Origin of the sequence: Chryseobacterium lathyri (genome assembly GCF_003290185.1) — a bacterium.
GTDB lineage: Bacteria > Bacteroidota > Bacteroidia > Flavobacteriales > Weeksellaceae > Chryseobacterium > Chryseobacterium lathyri.
On sequence record NZ_QNFY01000009.1, the window covers coordinates 197,921 to 219,732 of the forward strand.

The following is a 21,812-nucleotide window of genomic DNA, read 5'->3' on the forward strand; positions in this document are numbered from 1 at the left end:
CATTATGAAAATTATAACTTCTCCAGCGAAACTGATGAACGTTGAGAATTCAACTGACTTATTAAGATCAACCACTCCAAAATTCATCGAAGAAGCTGCATTCATCCAGTCTTATTTGAAGCACAAATCTCCGAAATATCTTTCGGAATTAATGGAAATATCACCTAAGCTGGCCGATGAGAACTGGGAAAGAAACCAGAAATGGAAGGCGAAGCCAACGGCAAAAGAATCTGCTCCTGCCCTATTTGCTTTTACAGGAGAGGTTTACAGAGGACTGGATGCAAAAACCCTGGACAAAAATGCTGTTGACTATTTACAGAAAAATTACAGGATGCTTTCCGGATTATATGGTCTGCTGAAGCCTTCCGATAAAGTAATGCTATACCGGCTGGAAATGGGACGTCATTTTGAATTCGATCAATACAAAAACCTATATGAATTCTGGAGAGAAAAGATCACGGAACAGCTGAACTCCGAGATGAAAAAGGGTGAAATTCTTCTTCATCTGGCCAGCAATGAGTACGGGAAAGTGATTGACAGGAAAAAATTAAATCATAAGATCATCGATTTTGATTTCTATGAATTAAAAGACGGAAAACTGAAAACTATTGTTGTTTATACCAAGCATGCAAGAGGTCTTATGGTAAGGTTCTGTGCGGAAACTAACGCCAAAACCCTGGATGATGTAAAAGCATTCAACTATGAAGGCTATCTGATCGATGAGGAAAAATCTACGGACACTAAACTGGTTTTCACAAGATAAATGACAATATCAGCATTCAAAAAATATTTTAAAACTGAGCTTTCCGAACTTTATAACGATTCGGAAAGTGCTTTTTTATGCAGTGTTTTTATACAGAAAATTACAGGCTTTGACTCGTTTCAGCAAAGAAGACTTTCTCATCAAGAACTTCTTATTGATGATGAAAAAAAGCTTGTTCAGGTTATTTCTGATCTAAAAACCGGAAGACCCTATCAACAGATCCTTGGGGAAACAGAATTTTACGGAATGTTGTTTTTCGTGGATGAACATGTCCTTATTCCGCGTCCTGAAACGGAGGAGCTGCTTGAGATGGCAATTCATACCATTCAAAGTTCAGAATTAAATGTTCAGGGTTTAAAGATTCTGGATATCGGAACCGGAAGCGGTATAATTCCATTGGTTTTAAAAAAACATTTTCCCGGAGCGAAAATTACATCCATTGATTTATCGGAAAAAGCCTTGAAAACGGCTAAGCGAAATGCAGAACATCATCAGCTGGAAATCAACTTTATTCATGCAGATTATCTGAATTTTGAATTAACGGAAAGCTATGATATTATTATTTCCAATCCTCCTTATATAGGAATTGAAGAAGAAATTGAGATCGCTGATTCTGTCAAGGAATTTGAACCCAAAATGGCACTCTTCTCTCCTGTGAAGGATGCATTAATCTTCTACAGGAAAATCGCAGAAGATGCTCAACAATACCTGAAAGACAATGGTTTTTTATTTTTGGAAATCAATCAGAAACTTGGTCCTGAAACCTTTGAATTGTATACCGGATATTTTTCTGAAGCCCAACTGATCAAAGATTTATCTGGAAATGACCGCTTTATTGCTGGAAAAAAATAAAAATTGAATCATGGAAATTATCGCACACTCTGTCAATGAAATTAAAATAGCCGAAATTGTTTCTGCTGACATCATTATCCGGTCTGCTCAGGACGGACTGGATCTTCTTGGAAATATTTATTATCAGGGTTTCGATAAGCTGATTATCTATGAGGAGAATCTCACCCCTGAATTCTTTGATCTGAAAACAAAAATAGCAGGAGATATTCTACAAAAATTCTCTAATTACCGCATGAGCCTTGCCATTGTAGGGGATTTTGAAAAGTATCAAAGCAAAAGCATCAGGGATTTCATTTTCGAAAGCAATAAAACAAAACATATTAACTTCTCTGAAACACTTGAAAATGCTTTGGAAAGGCTGGGAAACTGACAATTATTTTAAAAAATATCCATCTGCTCTTTTATAAATCTAAAAACAACATGGGTCTGTGGGAATATTTTAACGCAAAGGTTTACCATTGTTAGTGTTTATTAAAGAAAGCAAAGATGCGATCAACAAGTTGATCTGATGAAGCGGATGGATGAACAGGACTTATATATTCTAGTATTCTAGCTATTTATATCTGTGCGCCAATCTTAGCTTCCTCGCTTTTCTTTTTCAAAAAAGCAGATCGCATCTTCAACCGCCTTATCAACAGGTTGATACCGGATCCCCAATTCCTCTGAAGATTTCCGGTTGGAGTAATAATTATTAATTCTTAAAGCTTTCATATTAGGAGAACTCAGGCTGGTTTTTATTTTCAGTTTTCTCAGTATGTCTCCTATTATTCCGAGTATGGCAAGTCCTGGGTTTGGTATTGGGATCATAACGGGAGCCTGTCCTGTTATGGCATTTACTTTTCCAAAAAATTCTTTGTAAGTCAGGTTTTCATTGGCCAGCAGGTATTTTTCGCCATTTTTACCATTTTCAGTGGCTTTTATAATTCCTTCCGCCACGTCTTCTGCATGTACAAAGTTTTTTCCGCCTTTTGGATAGAAAACAAGCTTCTTTTTCCAGGCCCAAAAGATAATTTTCCCCGAACTCGGCTTGCGGTCGTAGGCCCCGATCATAAAGGTAGGGTTTACAATAACTACGTTGGTTTCCTTTCTCTGCTGCAAAAGGTAATTCTCTGTTTCCAGTTTGCTTTTGGCATAATAGGAACGGGTAAAAGGATACAGCTGAGGAGCTTCTTCATTTCCCCAGCCAACAGAATTTCCATATCCTAATGTATTGGCCGTACTTACGAACAGGAATTTTTCTACTCCCACTGATACAGTTTGAGCAAACAGATGAACTACAGCATCATAATTCGTCTTTTTATAATCTTCATAACGCAACAGGTCCTGACTGGTTTCCGCCGCAATATGAATAACAGTACCCACATCCTGCAGATGCTCTGAAATATCCGAGAACAGGTCTCCTTCTATGAGCCTGAGATTTTCATTTTCTTCGCCCATCCAGCTGCTTTTCTTGCGCACCAGAGCAGTAACAGAATAATCATATTGTAATAATTTAATAATGGTATTAGTTCCCAGAAGCCCTGTGGCTCCGGTCACGAAAACTTTTTTCATGCTTCTATTTCTTTTTTAATGGCACTGGTCATCAGAGGCAGCTTAATCCATATCGGCAGGATCTTCATAATCAGCCAGCTTATGGGATTCACCATAATAACGGAATCTTTTTTGAAAAGTTGCCTGATGCAGTAAGCTGCCACTTTGTTCGGGTCCAGGAGGGTAAGCTTTCCTAAAACACCTTGCTTTTCAATTCTTTTGCAGACATCAATATTGGTTTTCATCGCTCCGGGATTCACAACGCTTACAAAGACATTAGTGTCCTTCAGCTCTTCATGAAGTCCTCTTGAAAATGAATGGATAAAGGTTTTGGAAGCCGGATATACCGTTTTGAAACCTATGGGTGAAAAAGCAGCCATACTTGATACATTCAGAATATAGGCTTTAGGCTGTCTTAACAGATTAGGTAACAGCTGATGGGTGATTAGTGAGGTTGCTGTTACATTCACCTGTAAAATGGTATTGATATAAGACGGCGAAGCATCTACAAATTTCTTCGTGCCTCCAAGCCCCGCATTATTGATCAGGATATGAATTTCAAAAGACCGGTTCAGCCATTCTGTAAGCTTCATGACATTTTCATTCACCGAAAGGTCTACTTCATAATACTCTGCCCTGATCCGATAGGTTTCTTCAAGCCGTCGAGACAATTCTTTTAAATGTTGCCCCGGAAGGCTTACCAAAATGACATTGATATTCTTACTGGCTAGGTTTTCTGCAAATGCTTTTCCAAGTCCCTGGCTCGCTCCCGTTACTACAGCATATGATTCTTTGGTATCCATAAAACAATTTTATGATACAAAGCTATCCGGAAAAGTATCTTTGAATGTTCAGGGTTATCTGAGTGAACCTATTTTTAAATTAAAAATAAATCTATATAACACATTGAAAAACAATTAATTAATTAAAAAAGAACGTTAAAACTTATAAACCTGAACCATTTTTATACTCGGAAGGAGTCTGATCCGTCAGCTTTTTAAAAGTGGTATTGAAAGAAGTTTTGGAATTGAATCCGGATTCGTAGGCGATCCCTAAAATTGACAGTTTGCTCTGAGGGTCTTTGAGAAGTTTTTTGGCATACTCAATTCTGTATTCATTCACGTACTGAAAAAAGTTCTTCTTAAATCCGGTATTAATCACATAAGACAGATGGTGTGTAGAAATAGACAATAGTTCGGAAAGCCTGATCAAGTTCAGCTCGCTGTCCAGATAGGGCTTTTGCTTATCCATGATTTCTTCCAGCTGACTTTTGATCTTCAGCAGTTCTTCATCGGGGAGCAGCTTTTTCTTTACTTCTTCTCTCTCGGGATTTTCATCAATAGAAATCAATTCATCACGCTGCTTTTCTTCCAGGGGATAAATCTCTTTCTGCTTTAAGGAATAATACCCTACAAAATAAATAACCAGCAGAAAAGCTCCGTTAATGAAAAAATTCAGGGCAGTGGAATCATAGGATAAATTATAAACTATGTAAGCAATATTAATAATGAAAATAATGACAGTAATATATTCGAGCCAGTTCAGGTTGATACCTTCTGTATTCGCAGAAAACTGCTGGATCCTTTTTTTGTGCTTCCGGATAGTGAAATACGAAAGACCGGTATAGAATAAGGCCTGTACAAGGATTAAGCCGATAAAAACAAAATTAAAAACAGTATGATCATCAAATCCACCAAAACGCTGTAACAGAATATTGATCCAAAAAACAACAGGCAGAATAAGGTATTTCAGGTCTGAAATTTTAAATTTAAATGCAGGATTGGTGTAAAATAACACACTGAAATAGAACATAATGGGCGTCAGAAACTGGATCATCTGAACGGAAATGATGGAATGTACCTCTACCGGAACATTATTCACTAGGGTAAGAACCTCATCCAGCCAAAAACTTGACCATAAAAAAAGAAATATCCCAAACCAGAAGTTGGCCTTTCTGTTTACCCGTAACGGATTGGACAGTTTCAGTAAAGAAAGCAAGACCAGTGAACCATAGATTAATACAACGATGAAACGGTTTAATTCTGATGTGTTCATTGGTCCTGATATTTTGATTAAAGATAAATCTTTTTATCCTATTCTTTTCCTGACGAAAATTTCATAGCCCAGATAGATCAGCGGTAGTGACATGATTCCCAGATACAGAGCATTATGCATAGCAGCATCCGGAGCTACAGCCACTGCATAAACCAATCCGAAAAATGCGCCTCCAAGATGTGCAGCATGCCCGATATTATCATGCTGTCTAGGGTTCATCATCATATATACAGAATATCCGAAGTACAGCAGTCCGAAAATATAGCCTTTAACCGGAATCGGAATAAAAAAGATATAGATACCGATATCAGGCATCATAGCTATAGATGCAAATAATATCCCTGAAACACCTCCACTTGCACCTACCGCGGAATACCACGGCTGTTTTTGGTAAATGTAAAGCGAGAGAAAATTTCCCAGCAATATGGACCCCAGATATACAATTGTGAAACCGAGATTTCCGAAAGTCTGAATGATAATCGGTCCAAAGAAATACAGCGTCATCATATTAAATACCAAGTGCATGATATCAGCATGCAGAAACCCAGATGAAAGCAGACGGATGTATTCTTTTCTGCCCAGAATAGCTCCTACACTGAATTTATATTTCTCAGTGATCCCCGGATTGTTGAAGGCAACAAAACTGATAATGGCCGTAATTATAATAAATAAGATGAGAATATTCATAATTTTAATTCTTAATTTTCTGGTTCACCGCCTTCAAACAGATCCCCGATGACAGTCCGGTCATCATCTACAATACCGTCTCCTGTTTCGGGTTCTTCATATACTTCCGGTTCTTCTTCTACAGGTTCAGGAATCGTGATATTGATTGTTTTTACTTTAAATTTCGTAAACTGGTTTCCAATTGCCTTGATTCCTTTTACAGCAATGAACTCGTCAATAGGTATGGTTTCCGGGTCACGGTCTTTGCCTTTATCCTTAGCAAAAATGATTTCTGCTAAAGCACCGTCTGCTACAATTACGTTTTCAATAAATGATTTCGGGTGTTCAGAAGGCATAAAGGTCTGTATATTGGCTGTATTTTCCAGAAGGAATCTTTTGATAAAATACATTTCCTTTTCTCCGTCGTAGTAAATGCAGGTTACCGGCTGTTGCGGCTTCCATTTTTCCAGCACCAGATATTCATCATCGAAACGGTTTCCAAGGTCGAAAGACACCAGCTTCACCTCACCATTGGTATTGATTGTCAGAATTTTATCATCTCCTTTAAAACTACCTAAAAGAGTCCCTCTCGCATCGGCATTCAGTCTTCTTACCGTATCATCAAACCAGATTTTTCTGGGAGCCAGTGTAGAAACGCCTTCTTCCTTCAAATCCACCTTTTTCACAGAATATTTGGTCACCAGGTTTCCTTTAGAATCTCTTCCTTTGATAGCAAGTTCAGAGAAATCAATTTCCATTTTATTTTTCCTGATTCTTGGATTCGGCTTTAAAAGGACGGTTACTGTTTCCGCTTCCCCATTAGGATTAGCCGAGAAATACAGGGTTTCGGAACCTTTTTTATCAGAAGCCAGCGGATAATCTGTGTTTCTGGTCACCGCCGTTACAGAAAAACGTTTCATATAATAAGGTCCGTCTCTGCCTTCACGGTAGATCATATTATAGACTGTTCTTTTATCGTTCTTCTTCCATATGGCAACATGCAGGATATCTTTTCCTACGAATGTTTTGGCATCCACCTTTACAACCTTCATCGTTCCGTCTTTTCTGAATATGATGATATCGTCAATATCAGAGCAGTCAAACAGATACTGGTCTTTTTTCAGTGAGGTACCGATAAATCCTTCTTCAAAATTGGCATAGAACTTTTCATTGGCCACTGCTACTTTTGTGGCATCAATAGTATCAAAAATCCTAAGCTCTGTTTTTCTCTGCTTATCTTTTCCGTATTTTTTCTGAATATTTAAATAGTACTCAATGGCATAAGCAATCAGGTTGGCAAGGTGATGTTTTACCTGTTCTATTTTGCCCTCTAGAGCAGCTATATTTTCTTTAAATTTATCTAAATCAAATCTTGAAATTCTCTTAATTCTGATCTCCGTCAGTTTTAAAATATCTTCCTCAGTTACCGCTCTTAAAAGGTGCTTTGTGTGAGGCTTTAATCCTTTATCAATGGTTGCAATAACATCTTCCCAGGTCTTTACCTCTTCAATATCATGATAAATCCTGTTTTCAATAAAGATTCTTTCCAGTGAAGAGAAATGCCAGCTTTCCTGAAGCTCGTGAAGTTCAATTTCAAGCTCTTTCTTAAGCAATGAAACTGTATGTTCCGTATTCATTTTCAGGATATCGGAAACATTCATGAACATCGGTTTATCTCCTACGATTACGCACGCATTCGGAGAGATGGTTACCTGGCAGTCTGTAAATGCATAGAGCGCATCTATGGTTTTGTCCGGTGACACATCATTGTGAAGATGAACAAGGATCTCTACCGTATCAGAGGTATTATCTTCAATCTTTTTGATCTTGATCTTTCCTTTTTCATTGGCCTTCAGGATAGAGTCTATCAGGTCGCCTGTATTTTTTGAGAAAGGAAGTTCCGAAATTACCAGCGTATGCTTATCGGTCTGGGTAATTCTGGCTCTGGCTCTTACCTTACCGCCCCTGTGTCCGTCATTATATTCGGAAACATCAAGGTAACCGGCGGTCATAAAGTCAGGAAACAGTTCAAATTTCTTTCCTTTTAAATGAGCAACAGATGCATTGATAAGCTCATTGAAATTATGGGGAAGAATTTTTGTAGAAAGTCCTACCCCAATTCCTTCTACTCCTTGTGCAAGCAATAGGGGGAATTTTACGGGAAGATCAATAGGCTCATTATTTCTGCCGTCATAGGATTTTGCCCATTCTGTAGTCTTAGGGTTAAAGACCACTTCCAGTGCGAAAGGGGTCAGCCTGGCCTCGATATATCTTGCCGCTGCTGCTGAGTCTCCGGTATAGATATTCCCCCAGTTTCCCTGAGTATCTATCAGAAGTTCTTTCTGGCCAATCTGTACCATGGCATCCGTAATGGAAGCATCTCCGTGAGGATGATATTTCATGGTATTTCCTACGATATTGGCTACTTTATTGTAACGGCCGTCCTCCAGTTCCCGCATAGAGTGCATGATCCTTCTCTGAACAGGCTTAAGCCCATCATAAACGGAAGGAATCGCTCTATCCAGAATTACATAGGAAGCATAGTCCAGAAACCAGTCTTTATAAAGTCCTGAGACTTTTTTCAAGCTCTCACCTTCGTGCGAGTTTTCTTCTGTCGTCATCTGTTTTTAATCGTTTTTCTCTTTATTAATTTGTACTACTTTATTCAGAGAGAGTTTTAAATCATTTACTTCTTTTCTACTCAAATAAGATATTTCATATTTGAGGATGGTAGAGCCATTGTTCTTGCTTGAGATGGTCACGTATAGTCTTTTAATAAAAAAAATACTGACGATCTCGTATGTTATCAATTTATATTTTGGAAATTCATCATGAAGAGGTCTGTCCAAAAAAGGAATGATATTTCTGTTCTTAAAATTCAGTGCTTCTCCATCACTGTCATATTCAAATATTTGTCTGCCGTTCAGGTGAAAAATCACCATTAGTATGACTGGAACAATAAGAAGAATATAACTTTCTTTTCCTACAGCATGAAACCTGTATTCATTTAACAAAAATGCTGCAATTCCAAATATGGCCATCATTATCAGTAATGTATGTACAAAATTGTAAACCGAAGCTTTGTTGCGGTTGCTGAGTCTCATTTGTGATATTTGTGTTTATTGGTTTAATTTTTAGTTTGCTACTTCATCCAAGGTTTCTTTTTTATCAATATCCGGATCTTCCACTACAAGATTTTCAAGAATAAACACCTGCCTGTCCGGTGTATTTTTACCCATATAAAATTCAAGCAGCTGATCTATTGTCTGGTCTTTGCCTATTACTACAGGCTCCAGACGGATATCTTTTCCGATAAAATGTTTGAACTCATCGGGTGAAATCTCTCCAAGTCCTTTAAATCGGGTAATTTCAGGGTTTTTCCCAAGTTCGTTCAAAGCTTTTATTCTTTCCATTTCGGTGTAGCAGTATCTTGTCTCTTTTTTATTTCTCACCCTGAACAATGGGGTCTGAAGAATATAAAGATGTCCATTTTTAATCAGATCAGGGAAAAACTGAAGGAAAAATGTAATCATCAGAAGACGGATATGCATACCATCCACGTCGGCATCGGTAGATATAATTACCTGATTGTATCTCAGATCTTCGAGACTTTCTTCAATATTCAGAGCAGCCTGAAGAAGGTTAAACTCTTCATTCTCGTATACTACTTTTTTAGTCAGTCCGTAGCAGTTCAAAGGTTTTCCTTTCAGAGAGAATACGGCCTGGGTCTCAACGTCTCTTGATTTGGTGATAGATCCGGATGCGGAATCTCCCTCGGTAATGAAAATCTGGGTCTCTCCTTTTCTTTCATTCTTCTGGTCGTTATAATGCTGTCTGCAGTCACGGAGCTTCTTATTGTGAAGGGATACTTTTTTGGCTCTTTCTCTTGCCAGCTTCTGGATTCCTGAAAGTTCTTTTCTTTCTCTTTCGGAAATAAGAATCTTTCTTTGGATCGCTTCGGCAATTTCAGGGTTCTTATGAAGGAAATTATCGAGTTTGCTCTTCAGAAAATCAATGATAAAAGTCCTTACGGTAGGTCCGTTGGGTCCCATATCACTGGATCCCAGCTTTGTTTTCGTCTGGGATTCGAATACAGGTTCTTCTACGTTGATAGAAATGGCTGCAATGATAGATTTTCTGATATCTGAAGCATCAAAGTTTTTATTGAAAAATTCACGGATCGTCTTTACATATGCTTCACGGAAAGCATTAAGGTGCGTTCCTCCCTGCGTGGTATTCTGTCCGTTCACGAAAGAAAAATAGGTTTCTGTCTGTGATTTGTCAGAATGCGTAATAGCCAGTTCTATATCGGTATCTTTCAGGTGAATAATGGAATACAGAATTTCGTTTTCCATCTCTTCTTCCAAAAGATCTTTAAGTCCGTTTTCAGAATAATAGGTCTCACCGTTGAAAATAATCTTCAAACCGGGGTTCAGGTACGCATAGTTGCGCAGCATTTTTTCTATATATTCTTTCCTGTATTTGAAATGAAGGAAGATCTCACCATCAGGAATAAAGGATATTTCCGTTCCGTTTCGGTCCGAAGTATCTTTTTCTTCATGGTTTTCAGTAATCAGTCCCCTGGAAAATTCCGCCATCTTCATTTTTCCTTCACGGAAAGACCTTACGCGGAAATACTCTGAAAGGGCATTAACAGCTTTGGTACCGACCCCGTTCAATCCTACAGATTTCTTGAAGGCTTTACTATCGTATTTTCCTCCTGTATTCATTTTGGAAACGGCATCTACGACCTTTCCCAGTGGGATTCCACGGCCAAAGTCACGGATGCTGACTTTACCGTCGTCCACTTTTATTTCAATTCTTTTCCCAGATTTCATTCTGAACTCATCAATAGAGTTGTCCAGAATTTCTTTGAGCAGAATGTAAATGCCGTCGTCCGCAGAGGAGCCGTCTCCTAGCTTCCCGATGTACATTCCGGGGCGCAGACGGATGTGTTCCTGCCAGTCGAGGGTTCTGATATTATCTTCGGAGTAGATTGGATTTATTTCTTGTGACATATATGATTTCAGCAAACACACAAAAGTACGAAATTGTACAAAATTATACGAATTTTTCGATTCGTTTTTTTTCAGTATTTAACCTTAAATATTGTATTATTATTAATCAAATCATATATTTACCGTATTATTCAATATCTAGTGAAAAAAATTATACTTTTTCATCTATTCTCTTTTATATTATCATCATCATTATTATTTGCCCAGATTCCCGGAATGATCAATTATAATGATGGAGATGGTCTGAACAATTCGTATACCTACTCGCTCAGTCAGGATAAAACCGGGTTTTTATGGATAGGAAGTGATAACGGATTGTTCCGGTTTGACGGAAAGGAATTTAAACATTTTAACAATAAGCAGGGCTTAAAAAACATCGAAGCCCTGTCATGTATCCCTTTATCCAACGGGGAAATTTTTATTGCCCCTTTTCTGAATGATTTTGCTTATTTGAAAAACGGCAGAATTATCAACTCGGATTCTAACAGCGAATTACAAAAAATGCAGTTCACCGTTAATCCCGACTATTATGTTGATGGTGAGTCTCTTTACCTGTTTTCTACCTATAATCCTGACAATATCTACGTATATGGGAATGAAAGGGTGAGCAGGATTCCTTTGGCAATCAAAAGCAGCCTGACAGATCCTTATTATGCTTTCGGTCTGAATATTGCTGATCAAATGCTGTATCTGTTCAATCAGGAAAAAACGGAAAACATTCAGGCTTATAATATCATCACAAAAAAGAAAACAATCTGCAATATTTCTCTTAAGAAAAACACGGTCACATTAAGGAAGGGTGACATTTTTGTTTTCAGAAACAAAAGAACGGTAGAGGTTTACCAGCTTTACAACAAAATTTACTTCAAAAAACTTAAAAGCTATACCGCAAAGGAAAATATTCACCGGCTCGTCATAGATCGTAATTACCGGCTCTGGCTGTGTCCTGAAGAGGGCGGAGCTCTTTATTTCAAACAACCTCTATTTGATAACAGCAGGCTTTCCGACCCTGTCAGAATGATGGAAAACTACATCCTCAACGATATTTTAGTGGATAAAGACAACAATACCTGGTTTTCTACTCGGAATAATGGCATCTTTTTCATTGCTGACCAGTTTTTTAAAAATTATGTCCATTTTCCGATCAAAAATAATTCATCCAATATAAAGGCCATTGCCAAAAACAGCCATGGTATTTTCCTGGGCTATAACGAAGCTAAAAGTGGCATTTACCATAATGGGCATGTAACAGACCTTGTTTTTGAAAAAAACATTAAAATAGAACACAAATCTATATTTTCTGAGGGAAACACAGTGATATTCGGGCTTACAAGAAGCCTTTTTCAGTATGATATCCAGGCGAGGGGAAAAAAAATTTTAAAGGATTATCTTTTAAAAAATATTGTGCCCTATACACCAGGATCTATTATATTATGCACATCAGACGGACTTGTTGCCTATAATTATAAAACAGGCAGTTATACTGAAATACTCAGCAAAGAAAGAATGTATACAGCTCTTCCCTATGCCCGGGATAGCTTGTTTGCCGGGAACTTTAAGGATCTTTATAAAGTGAATACTATTTCTAAAAAGAAAAAACTATTTCTCCAGGGATATTACTTTACAGATCTTAAAAAGTTCGGTGACAATCTATATATCGGAGCTACCAACGTTAACGGGATCATTATTTTTGATCATTCTAAAGTCCTCAGAAAGATTACGGAAAAAATTGGATTGATTACAGGCCAGATCAAAAAAATTGAAGTAGAAAACAACAATGTATTTTGGGCAAGTACTAATTATGGACTCAGCAGGATTGAGCTTAAAGGAACTGGTATCAGCATCAATAACTTCACACAGACAGACGGCCTGCCATCAAATTCAGTATCCGGATGTATTATTTCCGGTGATACCATCTATGTGGGAACTTCAAAAGGGCTGGGAATTCTTTCTGTTAAAAATCTAATGAGCCAGAAGAAATTTATCAACAAAAAAGTAATCATCAATTCCATTATCATTGGCGGCAGGGAAATTTTTGATATCAGACAGCCGTTAACGGGCCAGACTCCTGACAATGACGTTACCTTCAATGTAAGTTTTCCGGATTTTATTTCCCAGGGAAAGATAAGTTACCGGTACAAAATCGAGGGACTCAGCAATGGCTGGCAAACGGGCACTTCCCAGAAGATCATTTTTTCTTCTCTTCCTCCGGGTAATTATACATTTAAGATCTTGGGGATCGGCTACAATGGAAAACAGTCTTATGCCTCAACGAATCTGCAATTTGAGATTCTTCCGCAATTCTGGCAGACCTGGTGGTTCAAGCTGATGATCATCAGTCTGGGTGTTGCTGGCCTGTTTATCCTTATCACCTTTTATTTTCAGAAGAAAAGAAATAAAAAACTGGAAACGTTATACTATGAAAAAAAAATTGCTGAACTGGAACTGCAGGCGATAAAGGCTCAAATTAATCCTCATTTCATTTATAACTGCCTCAATTCTATCCAATATCTTCTGTATAAAGAAGATTATAAAGAAACAGAAAATTATCTTGAGATATTTGCTCAAATGATCCGAAAGACCCTGCATTATTCAGAAAAAACCTTCATGTCTATCAAAGATGAAGCAGATTATCTTTCATTATATCTGGATATGGAAAAACTTAGGTTAAAAGATCTGTTCGACTATAAAATTACTTTATCTGAAAACATCAACGAAAGCTGGGTGCTTCCTTCCTTGCTGATTCAGCCTTTTGTGGAAAACGCCATAAAACACGGAATTGCAGGTTTAAAGGACAGAAAAGGAAATATACGGGTGTCTTTTGAGCATACCGGAACATCAATTTGTGTCACCATAGAAGATAACGGTACGGGCATTAACACCAAAAGGAAAACCAGCCCTGATTCTTTCGGGGTAAGATTATCCCAGAAAAGGATTGAAACATTCAGGCAACTTTTTGAGACTCATATTATACTGGAAATTTATGATCTCTCCGAAAAAGAGCAAAGACCGGGAACGCAGATTAAACTTTATATAAAACCTTATGAAAACCAAAATACAGGCATGCATCATTGATGATGAACAGGACGGAAGAGATTATATCGCTCTTCTACTGAAGAATGAATTTCCTGAGATCCAGACGGTATTTCAGGCATCAAGCGTAGAGGAAGCTTATATTTATCTTACTAAAAATTCCCCGGATATTCTTTTTCTGGATGTGCAGCTGCAAGACGGTACTGCTTTTGACCTGCTTTCAAAGTTCAGAGAAATAGACTCCCGGATCATTTTCATTACCGCATTTGAAAATTTTGCCATTCAGGCTATTAAAAACGGTGCGGCAGATTATTTACTTAAACCCATTAAAAAAATAGACTTTATCATTGCTGTCAATAAAGTGCTGGAAACCATTAAAAAAAGTAAAAGCCAGCCGGGTATTTCTTCCAGCGAGAACAAGATCAGTCTTCCTACCCTTCAGGGCTTCAAATTGACCAATATCAGCGATATTATCCGTTGTGAGGCAGATTCCAGCTATACCACCTTTTATCTTACGGATAAAACGAAGGTCATTGTTTCCAAAACACTGCATGAATTTGAGGAACATCTTACAAAATATAATTTTTTCAGGATCCATCATAAACATCTGATTAATCTTTTTCACCTTAAAGAATACATTAAAGGGAAAGGCGGGCAGGTAGTGATGGCAGACCATTCTGTCCTGGATGTTTCTGTGCGTAAAAAGAATGATTTTTTAAACAAGATTGAGAATTTAGATTAAAAACTGCAGCCGGAATATATTTCCGTTTTGTTATCTGCCTTCCAGTTTTGCAATCATTTTTTTCAGCATTACCGGAACAATCAATTGGTGGAAAGGACGCACGGGAATGAAATACACCATTCCCATCCGGTTGTGGTATTTCACGGTAGTTGAAATTGTTAAAAAACTATTTTCTGTGCTGTGTTGTGCATTATCATAAAAAATTGAAACCCTGAAATCAAGGTGCTTATCATTCTCACCTATGATAATTTCGTGATCCGTCTTATCGAATATTTTGAAAATTCCTATCTGATCTCCCACTTCAAGTTTAAAATCATCAGGTGATAACGATTTACTCTTATCTGTTCCGGTTTTCAGTCCGAACATTTTAACAATGCTGTTTCTGAAAGCAAACATGTTCTTCCCCCACTGAGGTGTACTGGCGAAAAAGGCCCTGCCTATTTCGTTCGTACTGATAGTTCGTTTAGTATTCAATTCTCCTTTAAAACTGTCTGCATAATCAAAAAAATTTTCTTCTTTGAATAAAACAGATCCTTCCGGTATTGCAGTTTTTATAATTTTCATGGTATTAGAGTGGTTTTGGGCTCTGTTCTAACAAATATAACTGGCTTGCTGCAGAAAAGACCTGAGTAATCTCAGCTTTCCTTTTTTTAATTACAATTAATAGCAGCAAGGCTTCACTTATTAGAAAAATGTATTCACTTATTAATTCACATTAAAGAGATTTTAAAAACTATTTTAATTTTAACCTATATCCAAAATAACTATTAATTCTTAAAGTTTTTGTTGGTTTTTGATGTATAAAATCAATATAATATTATGGTAAGAATGTATTTTTTAACTATTTATCTTCTTTTAGGATGTCTTATGGTGAATGCCCAGGCACCATGTTCAGATTTTAATGACCCCAATAACCCTCCCGGACTTTGGACCCCTGCTCCTTATCCCAACGGAAATGTAGGCGTTTCTGCCGGTACCCCGAATACGCTGGATGGTTCCCAGTATATTATTCTTGATGATAAATCAGGCGGATCATGGTATATCAATCCTTCTGATTTTAAAAATCTAGGGCAAAGATTTTTAGGCCAGTGTCTTTATTTTGATTTCTATCTTGAAAAAGATGGCGGCTATGGTGCTCCTATTCATCCTACCATCTACATCATGTCCGGCAATCAGTATATCACTTTTGTAGCCAATGTCACCGTAACTCCGGGAAGCGGATGGGTTCGTGTGCGTGCACCGATCGCTAATGGTACAGGCACTACCCTTCCAAGCAATTCGGATGGAACATGGACGCTGGGCTCAGCAGTAACGACTGCTGATTTTAATAACATTATGAATAACTCCACGGCTGTTATGATATCTCCGGATTATACCTCAAGCCCAAGCGAAAGAGTATGGTACGATAATATCTGTGTGAAATCATGTGACGGATGTACTGCGGATTTTAAACTTGACACTTCATTCAGCACCGTAACCAATACGGCTACCGCTAACTTAACCCTTACGAATCCTGTTCTGGTTTCTACGCCTAACAATCCGGGAAGTACTTATACCGTGGCATGGGGTGACGGAACTTCTTCACCTTACATTATATCTACTCTAAGCCATACGTATACTACTCCCGGAACGTATACGATCTGCGTTACTGAAAAGAAAGATAAAATGATCATATGTACAAGATGTTTTACATTCTGCTACTCAAAAAGAGACACTGTACCAACAAAAGAAGGCGGAGCAATTGCATTGAAATCTCCACTTTCCGATCTTGAGAGCATTGCTAAAACAGAACTTCAGGCAGAGGAACAAAAAGGAATTATCATGGTTCCTAATCCTGCTAAAAGCCATGTGAACCTACAGACCAACCTTCCTAAAAGAGAACTGGTATCGGTAAGACTGATGGATTTTTCAGGGAAAGTATTGCTTGAAAAATCTGAAATCCTCAACAGCGGTCCCCAGACCCTTACCCTGAATACGGAGAAGCTGGTACAGGGTGCTTACATCGTTGAAGTGAAATCTGAACATATCACAAGTTCACAGAAACTGCTGATTTCAAAATAAAGTCTTATAAAATGATATAACTTCAAAGACTGTCCTTGCATGGGACAGTCTTTTTTATGGAATTTCTGCTTCTGATTACAAAAAATGAATTAAATTCGAAGTAAGTAAAAAATCCTTTAATGATACAACTTCCATTATCCAAGCTTTCCAATGTAGGAACTACCATTTTCAGCCAAATGACACAGCTCGCAAACGAAAATGAGGCAATCAACCTTTCACAGGGGTTTCCGGATTTTATGCCGGATCCTGAGCTGCTGGATCATGTAGATTATTTCATTAAAAAAGGGTTTAACCAATATGCTCCAATGGGTGGAATGATTACTTTAAAGGAAGAAATTGCCAGAAAAATTGAAAACAGCCATCAGGCTATATACCATCCAGACTCAGAGATTACAGTAACTGCGGGGGGAACTCAGGCTATTTTCACTGCAGTAGCCACTTTTGTTAAAAAAGATGATGAAGTGATCATTTTTGAACCGGCCTACGATTGCTATGAACCTACTGTAGAACTGTTCGGCGGAGTTGTAAAACGATTTGAAATGAAAGCCCCGGATTATGCGATCGACTGGACAGCAGTACGAAACCTGGTCAGCGATAAAACCAAAATGATCATCCTGAACAATCCCAATAATCCGTCGGGGAAGATTTTAACAGCGCAGGATATTCAGGAACTGATTGCCATTGTAAAAGGAACTTCCATCCTTATTTTAAGTGATGAAGTCTATGAAAATATTGTTTTTGACGGAAAACAGCATCTGAGCCTCGCCAAATATCCGGAACTAAAGGAAAGAACTCTTCTGGTAGCTTCATTTGGAAAGCTGTTTCATGTTACGGGCTGGAAAATCGGTTATTGTGCTGCTCCAAAAGCGCTGACAGATGAATTCAGAAAAATCCACCAGTTCAATGTCTTCTCTGTTAACACTCCTATTCAGTTGGCGCTGGCAGCTTACATGAAAAATGAAGCTCATTACAATAATTTGGGGCAGTTCTTTCAGGAAAAAAGAGACTTTTTAAGAAAAGGACTGGCCGGAACTTCTTTTGAATTGCTGGATTGTGAAGGAACTTATTTCCAGGCATTGAAGTATGATAAAATATCGGATAAAAATGATTTTGATTTCGCGAGCGAGCTTACTATCACTCATAAAGTGGCAAGTGTTCCTTTTTCGTCATTCTATAAAAATAAAAGGAATGACCATGTGATCCGGTTATGTTTCGCAAAAAAGCAGGAAACATTAGAAAAAGCCATAGAAAATCTTTCCAGGCTTTAAATCTTTATATAAGCGGAGAAAGTAACCTGGCCAGATGTTCAAAGAATACTTTGGTTTTTGGTCTTTTCCTCCATGATTCGAGAGAGATTTCTTCACAGTCATTCATGTCTTCATGAAAAAGGTTCTGAAGCTTATCATTGATTTCTTCATTAAAAACCAATGCATTGACCTCAAAATTCAGTTCCTGGCTTCTTACATCCATATTGGCTGTCCCCACGGAAGAAAAGTTATCATCAACGATCATTGTTTTAGCGTGGATAAAGCCTTTTTTGTAAAAGAAAATCCTCACATTATTTTCCAGAAGCTCTTCGTAATAAGAATATGCCGCAGCATTCACAACCATGGAATCCCCGGATTTAGGAACCATGAGCCTTACATCAACTCCGGAAAGAGCTGCCTGTTTGATGGCATTTAATACGGTTTCTACCGGAATAAAGTATGGAGTAACAATATATATTCTTTTTCTGGCAGAAAGTACCGCAGAAGCTGTACTGAGCATGATGGAAGGCTTGGTATCCGGACCGCTGGCCGCCGTCTGAATAAGCGAATTTCCTTCTTCTTTGTTCTTATAATCAAAATAAAGCTTAGAGATTTCAGGTATCTTTTCTGTTGCAAAGATCCAGTTGCTGAGGAATAAAAACTGAAAGTAGAAAGCAGCCTCTCCTTTTATATAAAGGTGAACATCTCTCCAGTATTGTATGGGATTAGGATTAATATATTTATCGGAAACATTGATTCCGCCTGTAAAAACTTCTGCGCCATCTACAATAATGATCTTTCTGTGGTCCCTGTAATTGACCCTGTTGGCCAGCAGCCTGAATGTAATTTTATTAACAGGAGATAGCTGAACGCCTCCTTCCTTTAGTCTTCTCAAAAGCTTACGCCCTATTTTCCCGCTCCCCATATCATCATAGAGGAAACGGACAACAACACCCTCTTCTGCCTTTTTGATCAGCAGATCAGCAAGCCTGTTCCCTATTCCGTCATTATCATAGATATAATATTCCAGATGAATATGATGGACCGCCTTTTCAATGACCTTAAAAACTTTTTCAAATTTACCTTCCCCATTGATCAGTATTTCCGCATGGTTTCCCGGTGAAAGCGGAGAATAGGAAGCATTATAAAGATAATTGACTGTTGTTAAAAACTGTCCTATTTCTTCGGTATGATTTTTTAATGTTTTATAATGTGTTTTCCGGATATAAGCACTTACACCCTGATAGATCTGTTCGTTCCGTGCTATTTTAAAACTATAGAACTTATTTTTCCGGTAGTTAACTCCAAATACAAAGTAGATGATAATTCCTATAACCGGAAGAAAGATGATCAGCATAAGATAAGCCAGGGTTTTGCCCGTATTCTTAGTATCCATAATAATTTTACCGGCCAGAAAAATAATCCCAACAAGATAAAGAACTTCAAGTCCTACAAGAATATATGGGAATTGATCAAAAAACTCTTTTATCATACCTTGAACTTTGCAGATACTAAAGGTAAGTAAAAAGGCAAATAGATAAAAGATAAAAGAACGGGATCGGTAATCTGTGTATCCTGTTTACAAAAAAATAAACCAGTTCATTTTCAGATCTGGTTTTATTTTTAATTTTAAAGAATGCCTTGCAATGATATTTTATAAAAACATTCCGCCGGAAGCTTCTATTCTCTGTCCGTTGATCCAGCCTGCATCTTCGGTGCACAAGAATGCCACTACCCCTCCGATGTCATCCGGAAGTCCGGCTCTTCCCAATGCAGTAATACTAGAAATCATTGAATTTACCTGCTGATCGTCTCTTGTTCTTCCGCCTCCAAAGTCTGTTTCAATAGCTCCCGGCGCTATAACGTTTGCTTTGATTTTACGGGATCCCAGTTCTTTTGCCATATATTTTGTCAGCATTTCTACACCAGCCTTCATAGAACCGTAAACAGAGGACCCCGGCAAAGCAAATCTTGCCAGTCCTGATGAAATATTAATAATTCCGCCCCCGTCATTAACAAAAGGAAGCATTTTCTGTGTCAGAAAGAAAACTCCTTTAAAATGAACATTTACGATGTCGTCAAGCTGTTCTTCTGTAGTTTCCATGATGGGAGCATATAAAGCTGTTCCCGCATTATTGATCAGGAAATCGATATTTGGGCTGCCTGTTTCAGTTTTCAGATGATCTGTAATGTTTTTCACAAATGCATCAAAGCTTTTTACATCTCTGGTATCCAGCTGATAAGCCACAGCGTTTTGTCCCAATGCTTTTATTTCTTTAACCACAGCTTCAGCTTCCTCACTGCTATTTTTATAAGTAATAATAACATCCAAGCCTTTTTGGGCAATCTTAAGAGCGGCATTTTTTCCAAGGCCACGGCTTCCGCCCGTGATTAATGCGATTTTTGTTTTTGTATTCATTGTTTTATATTATTTATTTTATTATTTAATGATACAAAGTTGGAAAATTCTGCGGAAGAAACGTTTGCCTGAATCAATCTGAAATTTGCAAAATTCAAATCATGTTCGAAACTGCATTGGGGTAAATGAAGTCTTTCTTTTGAAAAAGTTGGAAAAATGAGCTATTTCCTCAAAACCCAGCGCATAAGAAATCTCAGAAACATTCCATTTGGTTTGTCTTAAAAGAATTTTAGCTTCCTGAATCATACGGTCGGCAATAAATTCGGTGGTTGTTTTTCCAGTGCTTTCTTTTAATTTTTTATTTAAGTAATTCACATGAACCGCTAGTCTGTCAGCATAGTCTTTTGCTGTTTTAAGCTGTAATCTCTGGTCTGAAGATTCTATCGGGAACTGTCTTTCCAGAAGTTCTATAAATAACAACACTACACGTAATGAGGCATCATTTGAGGCAGAAAGCTTTGCAGCAGGCTGCAGCTTTTGTCCGTAATGAATGAGCTCCAGTACATAATTCCTGATCAGGTCATATTTGAAAATATAATCGGAAACTATTTCCTGTTTTATTTTTGTGAACAGAGTTTCTATTTCGTCTGCCAGATCATCATCAATCTCGAACAACGGAATATTCCCCGGCTGAAAAATCGGCAGGTCTTCCAATGAAAACCGGGATTGCGCTTTGATGAAGAAATCTTCTGTAAATACGCAGAAGCTTCCCGACTGGTCGGGATCTTCCGGAATCCAGTGATACGGAACTTTAGGGGTAGCAAATAATAAAGCATTCTTTTTGATAGCTATGATTTTGTCTGCATATTCTGCCCTATTCTGTCCTCTGATCAGGCTTATTTTGTAATATTTTCTTCTGTTGTAAGGCATTTCCGAAGTAGTTCGCGCTCTTTCGATAGTCTGCCTGATATCGAATACATTGAAATGTCCTATATCTTTATGAAGTCCTTTCGGAAAAATACTTTCAAGATCTTTTCCCAGTTTGGCGGCCATTTCTTTATAGAAATCTTCAAGGGATGAATGAGTGATTTTTTCCATAACTGACTTTTTGTAAAATTCAAATATACAAAGTTAGCATGATTTGAAAAATGAAAAAAAAAAATTACTTTTTTCTTCATGAAGTGATATACATATACATATTTTTCTTACCTTAGTTTTCAAACTAACTCACTAAAAATTAAAACAATGAAAAATCAAGATTTACAGAAAGGAAAAAAACTGAACAAAAAGCATTTAAGAAGTATTACCGGCGGATTAATGGACTGCATTGATCCCATGACCGGAGCCTGCAGTAAAATATCAATAGGCTGTGCACAGCTGCAATGCAGACCCGGAATAGAGCCTTAGTAAAAATTAAAGCCGTTCAGTATTGAACGGCTTTTTTTAATCTTATTCAACTTATTTATTAAGAAAAAACGCTTCAGAG

The 21,812-nt window shown here is 37.7% G+C and carries 19 protein-coding genes; 8 read left to right on the forward strand and 11 right to left on the reverse strand.

Going from position 1 to position 21,812, the window contains the following annotated elements; genetic code table 11:
* The first annotated feature begins 4 nt into the window (after window positions 1–4).
* From yaaA to DRF61_RS14615, 3 genes are read left to right on the forward strand one after another with little or no spacing between them, the layout of a single operon-like run.
* Entirely contained in the window at window positions 5–763 is a 759-nt protein-coding gene (gene yaaA / locus DRF61_RS14605) for a peroxide stress protein YaaA (RefSeq protein WP_111958298.1), read from the forward strand.
* Entirely contained in the window at window positions 764–1,615 is an 852-nt protein-coding gene (prmC, locus tag DRF61_RS14610; protein WP_111958300.1) for a peptide chain release factor N(5)-glutamine methyltransferase, read from the forward strand. It begins immediately after the preceding gene.
* Between the two features lie 10 nt (window positions 1,616–1,625).
* Entirely contained in the window at window positions 1,626–1,985 is a 360-nt protein-coding gene (locus DRF61_RS14615; protein WP_111958302.1) for a DUF4180 domain-containing protein, read from the forward strand.
* Window positions 1,986–2,191: 206 nt separating this feature from the next.
* Here DRF61_RS14615 and DRF61_RS14620 read toward each other — a convergent pair whose 3' ends face one another.
* The 7 genes from DRF61_RS14620 to DRF61_RS14650 form a co-directional block, all read right to left on the reverse strand.
* Window positions 2,192–3,166: an NAD-dependent epimerase/dehydratase family protein gene (locus tag DRF61_RS14620; RefSeq protein WP_111958304.1), complete on the reverse strand. Its 975-nt coding sequence runs from the start codon at window positions 3,164–3,166 to the stop codon at window positions 2,192–2,194.
* Window positions 3,163–3,948 (reverse strand): SDR family NAD(P)-dependent oxidoreductase, encoded by a 786-nt coding sequence (locus DRF61_RS14625; protein ID WP_111958306.1) that lies wholly within the window; start codon window positions 3,946–3,948, stop codon window positions 3,163–3,165. Before DRF61_RS14625 ends, DRF61_RS14620 begins: the two co-directional genes overlap by 4 nt.
* Window positions 3,949–4,090: 142 nt before the next feature.
* On the reverse strand, window positions 4,091–5,200 hold the full coding sequence (locus DRF61_RS14630; RefSeq protein ID WP_111958308.1) for a helix-turn-helix domain-containing protein: 1,110 nt from the start codon (window positions 5,198–5,200) through the stop codon (window positions 4,091–4,093).
* Between the two features lie 33 nt (window positions 5,201–5,233).
* Window positions 5,234–5,887: a rhomboid family intramembrane serine protease gene (locus DRF61_RS14635; protein WP_111958310.1), complete on the reverse strand. Its 654-nt coding sequence runs from the start codon at window positions 5,885–5,887 to the stop codon at window positions 5,234–5,236.
* 11 nt (window positions 5,888–5,898) lie between these two features.
* Entirely contained in the window at window positions 5,899–8,487 is a 2,589-nt protein-coding gene (locus tag DRF61_RS14640) for a DNA gyrase/topoisomerase IV subunit A (RefSeq protein WP_111958312.1), read from the reverse strand.
* A 6-nt stretch (window positions 8,488–8,493) separates the two neighbouring features.
* A complete protein-coding gene (locus tag DRF61_RS14645) occupies window positions 8,494–8,910 on the reverse strand; it encodes a hypothetical protein (RefSeq protein WP_223559282.1) in 417 nt (138 codons plus the stop codon).
* A gap of 90 nt (window positions 8,911–9,000) precedes the next feature.
* The gene (locus DRF61_RS14650) at window positions 9,001–10,884 is read right to left on the reverse strand and encodes a DNA topoisomerase IV subunit B (protein ID WP_111958316.1); all 1,884 of its coding nucleotides are present in this window, start codon (window positions 10,882–10,884) and stop codon (window positions 9,001–9,003) included.
* A gap of 141 nt (window positions 10,885–11,025) precedes the next feature.
* Between DRF61_RS14650 and DRF61_RS14655 the strand changes: the two genes are divergently transcribed.
* On the forward strand, window positions 11,026–13,959 hold the full coding sequence (locus DRF61_RS14655; RefSeq protein ID WP_146897023.1) for a sensor histidine kinase: 2,934 nt from the start codon (window positions 11,026–11,028) through the stop codon (window positions 13,957–13,959).
* On the forward strand, window positions 13,928–14,659 hold the full coding sequence (locus tag DRF61_RS14660) for a LytR/AlgR family response regulator transcription factor (RefSeq protein ID WP_111958320.1): 732 nt from the start codon (window positions 13,928–13,930) through the stop codon (window positions 14,657–14,659). The genes DRF61_RS14655 and DRF61_RS14660 overlap by 32 nt, the downstream gene beginning before the upstream one ends.
* A gap of 30 nt (window positions 14,660–14,689) precedes the next feature.
* Here the strand turns inward: DRF61_RS14660 and DRF61_RS14665 are convergent, their stop codons facing one another.
* Entirely contained in the window at window positions 14,690–15,223 is a 534-nt protein-coding gene (locus DRF61_RS14665; protein WP_111958322.1) for a DUF2867 domain-containing protein, read from the reverse strand.
* A 264-nt stretch (window positions 15,224–15,487) separates the two neighbouring features.
* Between DRF61_RS14665 and DRF61_RS14670 the strand changes: the two genes are divergently transcribed.
* Entirely contained in the window at window positions 15,488–16,720 is a 1,233-nt protein-coding gene (locus tag DRF61_RS14670) for a T9SS type A sorting domain-containing protein (protein ID WP_157963388.1), read from the forward strand.
* A gap of 119 nt (window positions 16,721–16,839) precedes the next feature.
* Window positions 16,840–17,988 (forward strand): methionine aminotransferase, encoded by a 1,149-nt coding sequence (locus tag DRF61_RS14675; RefSeq protein WP_111958326.1) that lies wholly within the window; start codon window positions 16,840–16,842, stop codon window positions 17,986–17,988.
* 4 nt (window positions 17,989–17,992) lie between these two features.
* Here the strand turns inward: DRF61_RS14675 and cls are convergent, their stop codons facing one another.
* The 3 genes from cls to DRF61_RS14690 all read right to left on the reverse strand — a co-directional run bounded on the left by cls (window position 17,993) and on the right by DRF61_RS14690 (window position 21,424).
* On the reverse strand, window positions 17,993–19,459 hold the full coding sequence (gene cls / locus DRF61_RS14680; RefSeq protein WP_111958328.1) for a cardiolipin synthase: 1,467 nt from the start codon (window positions 19,457–19,459) through the stop codon (window positions 17,993–17,995).
* A 162-nt stretch (window positions 19,460–19,621) separates the two neighbouring features.
* The gene (locus DRF61_RS14685; protein ID WP_111958330.1) at window positions 19,622–20,386 is read right to left on the reverse strand and encodes an SDR family NAD(P)-dependent oxidoreductase; all 765 of its coding nucleotides are present in this window, start codon (window positions 20,384–20,386) and stop codon (window positions 19,622–19,624) included.
* 99 nt (window positions 20,387–20,485) lie between these two features.
* Entirely contained in the window at window positions 20,486–21,424 is a 939-nt protein-coding gene (locus DRF61_RS14690) for a helix-turn-helix domain-containing protein (RefSeq protein WP_111958332.1), read from the reverse strand.
* Between the two features lie 147 nt (window positions 21,425–21,571).
* On the opposite strand from DRF61_RS14690, the gene DRF61_RS22810 reads away from it, so the two are divergent.
* Complete coding sequence (locus DRF61_RS22810; RefSeq protein WP_167409432.1) at window positions 21,572–21,733, forward strand: hypothetical protein; 162 nt, start codon at window positions 21,572–21,574, stop codon at window positions 21,731–21,733.
* Window positions 21,734–21,812: the final 79 nt, after the last annotated feature.